The organism is Nostoc sp., from assembly GCF_036919555.1.
Taxonomy (GTDB): Bacteria; Cyanobacteriota; Cyanobacteriia; order Cyanobacteriales; family Nostocaceae; genus Nostoc.
In genome coordinates this window covers 85,373-98,069 of the sequence record NZ_JBALCS010000007.1, presented here as the reverse complement: position 1 = coordinate 98,069, position 12,697 = coordinate 85,373, and the positions used below count along the sequence as shown (strand labels likewise).

At 43.1% G+C, this 12,697-nt stretch carries 9 protein-coding genes; 3 read left to right on the top strand and 6 right to left on the bottom strand.

What is annotated here, in order from left to right; genetic code table 11:
* The first annotated feature begins 322 nt into the window (after window positions 1–322).
* Window positions 323–643, top strand: a complete 321-nt coding sequence (locus V7K36_RS02300; RefSeq protein ID WP_334828083.1) for a hypothetical protein — start codon at window positions 323–325, stop codon at window positions 641–643.
* A gap of 24 nt (window positions 644–667) precedes the next feature.
* Here the strand turns inward: V7K36_RS02300 and V7K36_RS02295 are convergent, their stop codons facing one another.
* From V7K36_RS02295 to V7K36_RS02270, 6 genes are all read right to left on the bottom strand, one after another.
* Complete coding sequence (locus tag V7K36_RS02295) at window positions 668–991, bottom strand: DUF2103 domain-containing protein (protein WP_335112850.1); 324 nt, start codon at window positions 989–991, stop codon at window positions 668–670.
* Window positions 992–996: 5 nt separating this feature from the next.
* Window positions 997–1,323: an ATP-dependent Clp protease adapter ClpS gene (gene clpS, locus V7K36_RS02290; protein ID WP_334828168.1), complete on the bottom strand. Its 327-nt coding sequence runs from the start codon at window positions 1,321–1,323 to the stop codon at window positions 997–999.
* 179 nt (window positions 1,324–1,502) lie between these two features.
* Entirely contained in the window at window positions 1,503–3,557 is a 2,055-nt protein-coding gene (locus V7K36_RS02285) for an FAD-dependent oxidoreductase (protein ID WP_335112848.1), read from the bottom strand.
* A gap of 213 nt (window positions 3,558–3,770) precedes the next feature.
* A complete protein-coding gene (locus tag V7K36_RS02280; protein ID WP_335112846.1) occupies window positions 3,771–6,743 on the bottom strand; it encodes an RNaseH domain-containing protein in 2,973 nt (990 codons plus the stop codon).
* 24 nt (window positions 6,744–6,767) lie between these two features.
* The gene (locus tag V7K36_RS02275; RefSeq protein WP_335112844.1) at window positions 6,768–10,400 is read right to left on the bottom strand and encodes a hypothetical protein; all 3,633 of its coding nucleotides are present in this window, start codon (window positions 10,398–10,400) and stop codon (window positions 6,768–6,770) included.
* Window positions 10,401–10,403: 3 nt separating this feature from the next.
* The gene (locus V7K36_RS02270; RefSeq protein WP_335112842.1) at window positions 10,404–11,540 is read right to left on the bottom strand and encodes a restriction endonuclease-related protein; all 1,137 of its coding nucleotides are present in this window, start codon (window positions 11,538–11,540) and stop codon (window positions 10,404–10,406) included.
* Between the two features lie 144 nt (window positions 11,541–11,684).
* Here V7K36_RS02270 and V7K36_RS02265 point away from each other — a divergent pair, with 144 nt between their 5' ends.
* Window positions 11,685–12,056, top strand: coding sequence for a helix-turn-helix domain-containing protein (locus tag V7K36_RS02265; protein ID WP_335112840.1), 372 nt, complete (start codon window positions 11,685–11,687; stop codon window positions 12,054–12,056).
* 4 nt (window positions 12,057–12,060) lie between these two features.
* A complete protein-coding gene (locus tag V7K36_RS02260; RefSeq protein ID WP_335112838.1) occupies window positions 12,061–12,606 on the top strand; it encodes an ImmA/IrrE family metallo-endopeptidase in 546 nt (181 codons plus the stop codon).
* Window positions 12,607–12,697 lie beyond the last annotated feature (91 nt).

Sequence of the window (12,697 nt, the reverse complement as noted above, 5' to 3'; positions counted from 1 at the left end):
AAATTCACAATTCAAAATTAATTAAATAATTTTTCAATTTTCAAATTTTGAATTATCTCAATTTTGAATTTCTCAAAGGGGTTAGCAGCGCGATCGCTTGTTGAACCTCAAAATTGATATTTCCTGATTCAATCCGCGATCGCCTGCTTAACAGAAATACTTAATTTTTATTAAAAATATCTAGATTTGTAAAACAACAATTTTTGTTGCATTTGTTTACATAAACTGCATGACTCTATTGAGGTTTGTAAATATTTTGTATTTCTACAAGCAATATTCCTTTAGACTGATCTTTAACTGAAAAATATGGGAATAAACACAAATGCATTCGTTAAATATATTTTGTCACGAATTTGTAGTTGCTGTTTCCTTTGTAGCTTGCATTATTGGACTAATATTACTGTGGGACGGTAAGGAGCAAAAAAATGATATGGAACAAACAGAGCAGATTCTGTTTAGAATGAGCTTTACTTACTGGTTAGTTTATTGTGTAGCCTTTGGTATCGAGAAAATAGTTTTACCCGACTGGGAATCTATAGTCATGACTTTGAGAATAACTACAGCTCTGTCATATTTCTTAACTTTTTCTTGTATTGTTAGTCTGCCACTACACAAATTTGCAGTCCACCGTGTTGAGGAATAGTCATGTATGGGGCATTGGGCATGATTAAGATTTCATAGCGATCGCTAATGCCGTTTCCAGTTCTGACTGAGCCAAAGTGGTCAAAATGAACACCTCTTGTACCGTCTTCCCCTGCCGTGCAATTACTTTATAGCCGCCGCGAATTGGTACTGAGACACGCAGTTGCATTTTTGGGCAATGACCTTTTGCCCGCCCAATCACTCCCGGTGTCACGGTTTGGATGCTATCCTGCTGACAAAGACGTTCTAAAATCGGGATCAGACCACAAAGGTGTGTCGAGTGATTCCAAACCAGTCTGGCAGCTTTTTGGGAAGCTGCCCGGAGGGGATTTACGGTGGGTTTGCCCATGATGATTAAGCTGCTTCTAGAGGTGCCATTGTCAAACCTGCTCGGCGCAGCTGCTGATGATAGAGTTCCGCAGGTTCTTGGGGACCGACCCAGACGATCGCTTGACCTTCATAGTGTACCTGATTAGTCAGATCCCACGCGCGATCGCCAGTCATCCCCGGAATATATTTCATCAAACATTCAGCCACATATGGGAATGTATTAAAATCATCATTTAATACAATCACTTTGTAATTCGGATACGGCTTGCTGGTAACTTGACTAGACCGTTCGGGAGCTATAGTTGGTGCTGTGGCCATCCCGTAAACATCTGCTGAAAGTGTCATAACTATAGAACAATTGAGCAAGATAATTTTACAAAACTACACTACAAGTAAATAGTTTACTCTATTGTCTGGGGAGTGGGGAGTGGGGAGTGGGGAGTTAGGAGTTAGGGGTTAGGAAGAATTCATGCCCCATGCCCCATGCCCAATGCCCCATGCCCCATGCCCCATGCCCCATGCCCCATGCCCTATCGCCAATTATCCCAGTTTTCGTTAAAAATAGATGTATCTGGGAAAGCGGTAGGGTTGCCATTTTGTTGCAAAAGCCGTTTGAGTGCTTCTAGTTGTGGCTCTTGTTTGGGTAAGTCATCGACTAGTTGGTAAGGTGCGATCGCATTTTTGATGGCAAAACTAGCCACAGTCCCCGCAGCTGCGCCAGACGACCATTCAAAGGAATGTACCCGATAGGCAGCAGCAGCAATATGACTAGTAGCAATGCTTTTGCCTCCTACCAGCAAATTGTCAATTTTCTGGGGAATCATCGCCCTCAGAGCAATTTGGAAGGGATAAGCTTGGCCAGCACCACGTCTTTCGCCTGGACGTTCTGTGTTACCAGGGGCTTCTGGGGGACTATTCACCATGCAAGGATGGAAATCTATAGCGTAGTGACCAATACCCACAGCATCGGGAAAGATGGTAGAACGAGTCCGTCGCATTGCTTTGTCTGGTGAAACTTTACCGTCAATTACTGATACTGCTTCTAAACCTGCAAGTGCTGCTCGTAGCCTACGATACATATCTGCTGGCAGAGTTTTGGAGTAATACTCATCATTATAATTTCGGCGAGAAATATCAATTTCCCAAATACCAAAGCCTCCGGGTTGTCCCCAGCTGGGGCGGCCAATGATCCGCCGTCCTTCGCGCATATAAGGATATTTGGATAAACCATGCACTGTCCCCATCGGGGAATTTAGCCCTGACAACAAGCGGTTATTGGCTTGCTGCTGCTTTATACCCTCCCCCAGTTGGGAATCTGTAGTCCCAGCTACCAACCAGTAATAGAAAGATAGGGCATTTTCCTCAGCCTTGCGAAGGCTTTCTGTCCGCAGTCCTCCCATCCAGCCACCTGGCTTTAACTGCCCAGTTGCTTGTAACTGTTGGCGACTGTAAATCAGGTTATCCTTGGCTGTCCCGGGACGGTAGTCGTTACCCCAAGTCCAGTTTTGCATAGAGATATCCCCTGGTGTAGGAGCAGTAAAATTTACACCGCCGAATTTTGCTGGTTTTCCTTTGTTTGGACTCCAAATGCGACGATAGGTAAAAACCAAATCAAAGTTAGCCAGTCGGGTTAATTCATAGCTAAAATATGGCGCGTATTCTAAATAAAATGGGGGCACCGTCTGCGGTTGCGGTTCCTTGGTTGCCTCCATTGCAAAGGTGTAGGTAAAGCCTTGAGGGCAATATGGATCATTGTTGGTGCTGGAAGCAGAAGGTTCTAGGTAGGAACGGGCATCAATGCCTAATCGGTAGGGAACATCAGCAAGGGCGATAATTTCTCCAGTTTCGCTGGTGTCTACGACATACCATTTAGGAGCATCCCCTTTCGCTGCCTTGGGAATAAAACGGAGAATAGTTTTAGTAAACCGAGATGAGTTTTCGTAGCTATAAGAATCTTCAATACTTTGAGATAAAGTAAAAGTATTGAGAGGTGGTGCGCCTTTTGCTGGTTGATGTTGGATAGCGATCGCACTATTAATTATTTTGCCATCAGCAGCGATTTCCAAATCTTTAATTACTGTGTTGGGAAACCATTGCAGCTTCCCTTTGCCCTTTTTCTCAGCATCTTTGAGCATCTGAGTCAAAATGGTGTGAGCATCGCGGGGAAGAAAACAAGATTCACTTACCCAGCAGTCACCGGGGTTAAGTTTACCGTATTTACGCCCAATCCGGTTTCGCAATTCTAGGTAGCCGCGAGAATAGAATTTGAGAGCTCGCTGAGTTGGGCGTTCGTCTAACGCAGATGTCCCTTGAGCAGAAATTTGTCCTCCCAGCCAGTCAGTAATTTCCGTGAGGCAAACTGTTCGTCCTGCTAGCAATCCCTCGTAAGCTGTGGCGACGCCAGATAGTCCACCACCCACAACTAAAATTTCACAATTGATACTTTTGTCTGGGGTTCTCGGTGGTGTGGCGTTCGTCGGAGACGTTGGCGCAGCCATCGCCCAATCAAATGCAACTAAGGTATATATTAAATTGAGACTGATCACCGATGTCAAGCTATAAGCTACTTTGTGTCTGCGCTTCATGGTTAAAAAAATCACTCCAAATCCTGTGTCACCTTGTAGAAGGTAGCATTCAGGAAATGATCATCACAAGTTTATCAGAGTAAATATATTTAAATACAAGTTTTACACCTAAAATACTGAGTATGTAGGCTAAATTTACCCTGAAGTTATTAAAGCTGAGTTAAAAGTGCTGAGTCCTGAGTACTTTTTTCCTCATCTATGAGAAATATTGATTCAGACTTCTACACCAAGGATGCATAAGTGATCTTTTATTAGTTGTTTGCCTAAATGCATTGGATATGGTGAATGAATATTACCCATAGACCACGCTGGTGAGATTCGTAAGTAGTGTGGCACTCGGCAAAGCGATTTTAGGCTTTCTTCTGTTTTTTGAAAATCTGGATGAACGAAAAAGGGTAATATTTCTAGCATCTGCTGGTGCTTAAATGCAATATTTACACCATATTCGTCATTTTGAGAGTCGAGCATATAGAGTTCGCGTGCTGTTGAGGTATCTTGGGCTTTCTGTGTTTTCGGTAATCTTCCAATAGAGAAGTAATGGAGCAACTCAGGTACAGAGGTATCGTAAAAACCACTTAAGCGAATTAAATCTCGTGCTAGAGAATTCTCATTCCAAGCTTGCCGATTAGTGATGTATTGAGTTGTCTCGTCGCCAGTGCGGAAGCGAATTATTCCAAGCAGGTTCCTAAGTTTGTTATCGTCACGAGGATATACACAGGCATGACCTGGAACGTGTTGGAAGTCTAAGATATCCCGTTTTGCAAGGAGATTTTCATTTTTTAGTTGGAACCAAGCTTGTCCTCCATTTTTCTCACCACGCTCGTTACGCCATACATCCGCTTCAATTAAGACAAGAGTAGGCTGTTCGCCCACTTGCGTTAGTACATCTGCCGCAAATTTTGCAAGGTTTATTCCCTTTAACTGAACTGTTTTAAGATAATTGCAATCGCGGCGTACCCGTGAGAAAATCTGTCCCAGTTCAATCCCCGCCTGTGCGTAAGGAATCCAATTGTTGCAATCGGGAAATAACACATCAACTGCACCAGTTGCCCGCAGACGAACAGCCAAGGCATAGTGAATATTATCTTGACCTTGATTGCTTTTTCGGCGACAAAGGGCAATTATATCTAGGTTTTGGGCGATTTCCTTTGCTATCCCTGCTCGCTCGTAGACTTCTGAGGGCAGTCCATAGAGTACCCCTACCTGGCGTAGCGTTACATCCAGTACAGCATTTAGAATACGTCCTTCTGTCTTCTTACTGTAAGATGGCGATGTGTCTGTACCTTGATTTTCTTTGTCAAATGGTTTTGGTTGAACCGTTTGCACCATTTGGGAACCGATTTTTTCTAACACACAAGCTTCACGAACAACTCTATAAATGCTTTGTTTAGGATGAACTCCCTTCTTTTTAGTTTGTCCAATTTCAATGATCGCAAAACAGTAAGGCTTAGTAGTAGAGTCAATTAAAGCAATAACCTCATGCTTCAAAAAGTTGCGCCATGCATCGAGTTTCATTTGATGCTGGTTGCGTATTTGTTTATCAAACTCTTGACCATCTTTAGGTGCGAGTCCGGCTGTGTCGAGGGGTTTCAAAAGATTTGGATCATCAATCCACACAGATGATACTTTGACATGCTCTGGAAAATCTTCTCCTTCATTGAGCAGGAAAGCATCACGCAATGTCTGGTAAGTTACATCACAGGTATCTCGTTCGCGCCACAGAAGAAAAATATGTATGGGTTTTCCTTGCAACGCCCGCTCAATAGCATCAGCAATGATTGTTTGTCTTTGTTGACGACGGTTATCTACACGTTGCTTAATTTGTTTTTCAGTCAGCTTTTCTTTTTGTTGTTTTGTAAAACTTGGAGGTTCAGAAATATATTCGTAATCGCGCATAGCCAAGGGTGTTTTTTGACCAGATGGAGCAGGAATATCAGATTGCATTGGATTATCTGATATTAAAACACCATTTAGAAGCTCTAACACCTGAGCAACGATATTACCGCGTTCCTGTAAACTAAATCCTGGTTTAATACTATGTCCTCTTTTATGGTTTTCATGTTCATACTTGTATCCTTCAGCATGAATTAAATAATATTCATCTCTATTCAAATTAGGATGATTATCTAAATTGCCGTATATAGAAGGGTTGCAAAGAATGTTATCAGTTGTTTCAAGGGGACGCGCTTTGAATGCAGCCAACAAATTTGGTAATTGAAATTTCCACAGATTACTATCTTCTCTTCCATTGTTCTCAATGGTAAGACGTATCAAAGTTGAATCTACTTCGTAACCAGATAGACGTTCCTCATTCATCCCCATCAGTAGAGAGATATCACGACCGTAATTCGTTTCAATTAATGCCTCATGAGCATATCGTTGGCAACTTAAATGCAAAAAAATCCACGGTTGAAGCTTGCCATTTTGGTTGAATCGCCCTGCTTGAGTCTGAACGCGAAAATCCAAGCGATAGACAAAATAACCTTCCCTTTCTTTGCCATAGTCATCTGTGTATAGTGCTGGAAATGCTTGACTGACTAGGAATAGTCCAGTACGGCCTGAGCCATCGCCTTGTACCTTGCGCCACTGGATTTCTTGCTCTCTTTGCCCGGAGCGAATAACACATTTTTTTTCATGCAGCAACGTTGCCAAGAAACTAGGAATCGCTTGGTATCCCAGTCCTTTTTCGGCATTGATGTTTTGAATGAGAGTTTTTGGAGTGATAGGTTGCCAATTCCAATTAGTAGGAATTTTTGCCATGTCTTCTAGAAAGCGATCGCAAACACTATTCACCTGATCTGCTTTACCCTTACCATCAAATTGCTTTGTCCACTCCTGCGCCCAAATAATCACTAACTCATGTATTTGCTCAGGAGTTGGAACTCGCAACGGATTTTCAACCGTTCCCACAGCCAAAGCTCGATAATCGCCTGTATCAAAGTATTCAAAACCATGCGTCAATGTTGATGCACAGGCAAGCAATCCATTGTTTAACTGTCGATATGGTATCCAGACCTTTTTCTTACGATTAGGTGATAGAACCTTTTCCATACTGTTACTAAATTTATCAACAATTTCTGTAAATGGAAATGAAAGTAGTTCAATTTTTAAACCTGCGAACGTATCTGTTGCAAGATTCATTCTGGCAGGTAAGAGAATAGGAGGTCGCACGTCTTTTTTAGGCATTATGGATTCATTAATACAACAAAGTTACCAATGCAGGTCTTCAATTTTTTCCAGTGCATCGGCAAGGGGCTTGTAAAGTGCATTTCCCACTGTGTTTTCCTCACTGGCGTAGTCGCAAATTCGTAGAAGCATAGCAACCAGAAGACTTGTCTGCTCTGTATCCAGTTCAGATAATTCTGGATCAGCTTTCCTAGCAGCACTCTTGGGTGCCCAAGCTGCATCGACAAAATAACCACGAAATGGGACACCTCCACGCAAGAGACGACCAACAGCTTGAATAACTAACCCAGCAGTGGTAGCAGCAAGGTCGAATCGGGGAAAAGCAAGTAATTCCTCATTATCACGTAGAGTTTTATAGTAAGAACGTTGCTCAACCGATCGCCAGTAACGTGCCGCTAGTTGGCGCACCTTTTCAGCACGTTGTACAATTCCATCTCCTTGTTGCCATGCTAAAAAGTCTGCTTTATCCACCCAGTCTAAAGCGCGACGGTTCATTTCTTGGGCGATCGCTTGTGTATCATGTGGATGTGGATATGGTCGAGTCAGAAAGTAAACAGCACCAAATGCAGCTTTACCGTTTGCATTCAAAATGTTAAAACCACGTCCGATCGCATTCATAGGAGCAATAAGAATCTTTCCGTTAGTTTGCCCAAAAGTTTCAATATTTGCACGATTGAACGCACCCTTATCAGGTGGTCTGACAAGTTTTCCTAATTCATCATCAGAGTAAACATCTATATTGTCAGGGACTAGGTGATAAACTAAGTCCTGCATACTTGACCAGCAATTGCGAATTTCGTTTGCTGCCCAACGAGCTTGATCGTATGAGTTTACGAGCAACAAAAGACGAGCGCGATCGCTCCAGTAGTTACTTAAATCATTTTCGCCAAGACGCTTTAATTCCCTGAGTTCCTGCTCTAAATGCTCTGTACCGTTACTACCAACGAGCGATCGCGCTATTTCCTGAAATAAACCCATTTTTTGCCGTTCAGGGCTACCAGAAATGCGGAGGGGTTTGTTCTTTTGGTTAAATTGGGGAAGAAATTTGAAATGGCTTTGAGCGATCGCATCTCTCGCTCCCTGTTCTGGCATTAAAACACCTTGCGGCTTGCCAACGTGAAAGCTCGTAGAATCCGGTAAGTAGGATGTTCCAGAAAGTGCCAGCACATTAGGGCCACGTTGACCATTAAAATCTGTAAATAAACGATGAAAGTTTAAAATGTAGCAGCGTCCAATATTGGTGTAAGCAAACAACGTCAGGGCATTATTGCTGCCTTTTTTGGCTTTTTTGTCGTCATCATTTCCTCTGGAGTAATAAGTGCCGAACTGTCGTCCCGTGGGAGGTAATGGCAAAATATTCAACATAGCAGCAGGCATTCGACGATGAGGCGAATCATCGTTGATTGATGTCGGTCGATTATGCCATTCATAGAAAACAATCCGAGTGTGCCGATCTAAAAGAGCGATCGTCAGTGCAAATTGGAGACGATAAGCCAAGGTTTCAACAGTATCTACTAACTCTGCCTCATCCCCGTTTGGTGAACGTCGCCGTTGTTGATTTGATTGTTGCAAGTTTTGATTGCGATTCTCCAATTCTGTTCGCAGTCGCGCTAAACGCCGTTCTGTATTTGGAAAAAATTCGATAATCCATGTTCTACAAGCCCTGTAGATGTTCTCATCAGAAGCACTTTCTCCAGTACTATTGATCTCTTGCATAAGACGCGCAAGGCGAAAGACTGGATCTCGGTTTGGGTTAGATGAAGGCTGCATCCGTAAAGGATCATCCTCGTTGAGTAGTGCATCAATATAGCGCACAATTGGCTGTATAAGTCGAGCATTTGCTCGTGAAAGCGCATCAGATGTATCTGGATCTTCAAATTCTTCTAATCCAGCAAGACGACGGGCAAATTTGAACAGAAGAGAGTTAGGCGTAAAGTAACCTCGTTTGATCCAATCTCGGAGAACTTGATGCCCAACATATTTATCGAGTAGGGTCAATGTTGCTGTAATAGCTTTTTGTGCATCACGTTCTGCGCCAGTCCATCGCTGTGTTGATGGAGGCATAACACGGTTATTTATTGAGAATCGCTCAGTTTTTACGCTAATATCATCAAAAACGCCGTTATTTCCGCCGTCAGTCAGAACCACTTCTTCAGCATAGGTGTCATCAAACCACTTGATGATTGTTTCTATCTCATCAAAGACAACAAAATCTGATTGTTCATTGACGAGTTCACCAATTTTGATGGGACGCAACTCTAAATGACGGGGTAATCCTGCCATTGCCATCGCGCCAGGAGTTGTAATCCAAACACGGGCATTTGGCATATCACGGTAAGCTTGTTGGGATGGGCATTTATCAAAGAATGGACACAAATAGGATGAACCGAGGTTTTTACGTCGCTGCTGGCGATCGCTTTTAGGCATTTCTTTGAGAGAATGACAGGGTTCAATTCCCGGTTTAAGAGCTTTGCCGTCTAGAAGTTGAATAAAATCACGCTCTTTTAGCTGACCTTGGAGAGGACAAGCTGTGCCTAGCCAACGTTCACCCCAGTGAGGCTGTCCGCGTTGTCGATGTTCTTGATAATCTTTTGAGGCTGAGAAACTCTGAAGGTGTGCATCACGTTTACTGCGCCCCAAAATTGGCACTGCTACTGGATCATCATTCTCTGGATCGTTACAAAACCACCAGTTAATTTGGTTTGCTAGTTTAATCGCTGATTGCACATCACTAACGACTAAGGTGATGCGGCGATCGCAATCATGCCGCAGAATATTAACACTGAACAACTGCGAAACCGTGGTTTTTCCAGAGGCAACCATGCCTGCAATGTTTGTGAAGCCATCTAACTCAAGAATTTGCTCCTCTTGCGGCAACAGTATTCCGTTTTCCTGAACTTTGTGAAAGTTAATTTTGCGAAAGCGATCAACCCAGTGTCCCTTAGCAGTCTCATTCCAGCCAAATTGACGCGCTAACGCTGACTCTCGCTCATCAATCCATGCTGCATCTAGCTCTAAATCTGAAATGCGAAGCGAAAACGAAGTCCGAGAACGAGTTGTAGCAAACCAAGGTAACGGCTGTACCTGTGCATTTTGCAACTGCTGCTGTGTAAATTTGACTGGTACTATAACCGTCTCTTCTCCTGTCTTTGCCTCAAACTGATAAGTGGTTCCGGCTTCTACTCGTTTAACTTTGCGAAGCCGGAAATCTAAATTGGCAGTTAGACACCGTTCGTACAAATCTTGATGAACTTGATGCCGGAGATTTTTGGCAGCATTGATAATATAGCTATCCCAGTTTTGCGGAGTGAAGTCGCCATAATTACGCTGATCTATAGGAATTCTTAGATAAGAACGCAGTGCACCTAACCAGGCGAAACGGGCCGAAAATGGAACTATTTGCCGAGTGTTGGCGATCGCTCGACGTTCTATCTCATTCAAGTTCTGTAAGCGTGGATGTCTCAAAGGCATTCCACTCAAGATTGCCCAAGGTGCCGTGACTGGCTCATCATCAAGTTCCAAATGCTCCATGAGAGCAAAGCCAAGCTCTACTTGAAGCAACAATTCCGCTTGAGTACGATCCAAACCTGCTTCCTTCAACTGATCGAGGCGATCTTTAAACTCGGTCGGTACTTCAAATAAACTCATCTGGCTCATTGGCTATTTTCCTTCCCGCAATTGCTCAATTTTATTGATAACCCGTTCCTTAAATACAGCATCACTCAAAAGGTGAGTACTGCTTGGCAGGTTTGTCGCCTGTTCGCGGAGAATTTCGAGGTAGTCCTCTCGTTGTTGCAGGCGTTGGATGGGAATGACATAAAAGCTCTCGTCATAACGCAGATCACCTTCACCGAATAGAGGTGTAAGCTTTGGTGCTAAATTGTAGGGACTTCGGTAATCTTTAATATCCACAGCCCAGGTTGATTTGTCACAGAAGCATAGCTGTAAGTCATAGCGATCAATGCCAGGATAAAGATGGATGGCACAAAGCTGATCTGAGTATTTGCTTTGAAGTTCTTCCAACGCACGAAATAAGCGCATCTCAGGAATACCAGGTAAACAAATACGCCAGTGAATGCCAAACTTCAGACGACGCAGCCCTTGTTTCCAGGTGATTTGTCGAATAAACGGCAAATTTTGGCGATGGTCGTTGCAAGCACTGGGTTTAATACCACGTAACTTTCCATACTTTTTAAACAAAGGGCCGCAGCGATCGCAATTCCAACAAGGCTCATTTTCTTCACACTCATCGTAGAGTTCGCCAACTTCTTGAATAGAAATATGTCGGGTCGTAGAAAATGCTTTCCGAAGCTGCGCCGAAGTTGTGTATGGATTCTCAATCAAAAATAGACGCAGCAAAACATACTCCTGTTGAACGCGCTCAGGATCGCCATCATTGTTGTAAAGTTCTTGCAACCGTTCCAAAATTTTCTGAAACTGGAAATTCTCTATAGCAATTTGCTTGGTTAAAGTGGTGGCGAACTCTGACAACTTGGTTTTTTCAAGCAGTTCCTCATAAAAGTACCGACTTGCTTCTTCACTCAATCCCCCTTCATAAAGCAGACCAAAATCAGAGTCAAACTCTTTTGGCAATAAGCTTCGTGGATACCACGTCTGCACAGGTTTTTCGAGTAATGCTAAAAGACCAGTTAGAGTCCGGGGATATGGCAGAGCAGTTAAATCTAGAGCTAGTTTATTAAGAGCACGACGAAGCAGTTCCGGATATGGATACCTACCATCTCGACGGACAAACTCTGCTAAACCAAGAACAAGACCGTCAAATTCACTACTTTTCATTAGAGGTAATCCTTCATTTAGAGGATTTTTTTAACAACACGAACTTTTTCAAGCGTGATACATTTGTTTTATAAAACATACAATATTATTTATTTTGTGTCAAATAAAAAGCAATTTATTCTTTTGTGAGACAGAGGCAAAAGAATGGGAAGTTATCTAGATATAGAACGGTTAGCAAGTCTAGTCCGCAAAAAACGCGGCAGCAGAGGACTACGGGAAACATCGGCAGAGATTGGTAATGTTAGTCCATCAACTCTTTCAAGGGTGGAGAGCGGCAAAATGCCGGACATGGAAACTTTTCTATCACTGTGTAACTGGCTAGAAGTGCCACCTGCTGAGTTGTTTAGAACTACAGAGAAGGATCAGGATCAACTGGATACACCTGAAACGATCGCTATTCAACTCCGCGCTGATAAAAACCTTGATCCGGCGATCGCCAATGCTCTAGCATCCCTAGTCAAAGCTGCGTATCGCGATCTGTCTAAAAATGATGGCGAATTGAAGCAAGATCCCTAAAAATATGTCATTAATTCAAAGTCTATCGCCTGAAGTTAGGCAACGCTGTGAAGCGATCGCTACTGAACAACGAAGCTTGCTTCGAGTGCGATCGTTTGAGCCATTACCCGCAGACACTCTAGCAGCCAAGCTAGGAGCAACACTTTTTACACCCGATCAGCTTCCAAATTTAGAGCCAGAGCAAGTAGCAGTATTACTTGCTAGCGATGGGTGGTCAGGAGCGATTATAAGCGATCGCCCGCTCTGGATTGTATACAACCCCCGTCATGCACCTACACGGTATGAATCAAATCTGATGCATGAAATAGCTCATTTGTTGCTGAATCATAAGTCTGTTGGCTTTGATTCTGTAACCGGACTACCAAAACGTAAACAAAACAACGAGGATGAAGCAACTTATTTGGGGGGATGTCTTCAAATTCCTAAACGTGGTTTACTATGGGCGACACAACGAAAGATGCTGTTACCTCAGATTGCAGCACATTTTGGCGCTAGTGAAGCGATGGTGAAGTTTCGCAGCAATGTAACTGAGGTGTCTATCAAATGCTAATGTTTTACAATATCTGCTCTGCCAACAAACAGAATTCATTAATGAGTAACTAATAATCTTTAGCTGAAACTGTGGTGATTTTCTCTCCTTT

Coding starts and splice junctions, on each gene's coding strand:
- V7K36_RS02300 (WP_334828083.1), top strand. CDS start 323: ATGCATTCGTTAAATATATTTTGTCACGAATTTGTAGTTGCTGTTTCC.
- V7K36_RS02295 (WP_335112850.1), bottom strand. CDS start 991: ATGGGCAAACCCACCGTAAATCCCCTCCGGGCAGCTTCCCAAAAAGCT.
- V7K36_RS02285 (WP_335112848.1), bottom strand. CDS start 3,557: ATGAAGCGCAGACACAAAGTAGCTTATAGCTTGACATCGGTGATCAGT.
- V7K36_RS02280 (WP_335112846.1), bottom strand. CDS start 6,743: ATGCCTAAAAAAGACGTGCGACCTCCTATTCTCTTACCTGCCAGAATG.
- V7K36_RS02275 (WP_335112844.1), bottom strand. CDS start 10,400: ATGAGCCAGATGAGTTTATTTGAAGTACCGACCGAGTTTAAAGATCGC.
- V7K36_RS02270 (WP_335112842.1), bottom strand. CDS start 11,540: ATGAAAAGTAGTGAATTTGACGGTCTTGTTCTTGGTTTAGCAGAGTTT.
- V7K36_RS02265 (WP_335112840.1), top strand. CDS start 11,685: ATGGGAAGTTATCTAGATATAGAACGGTTAGCAAGTCTAGTCCGCAAA.
- V7K36_RS02260 (WP_335112838.1), top strand. CDS start 12,061: ATGTCATTAATTCAAAGTCTATCGCCTGAAGTTAGGCAACGCTGTGAA.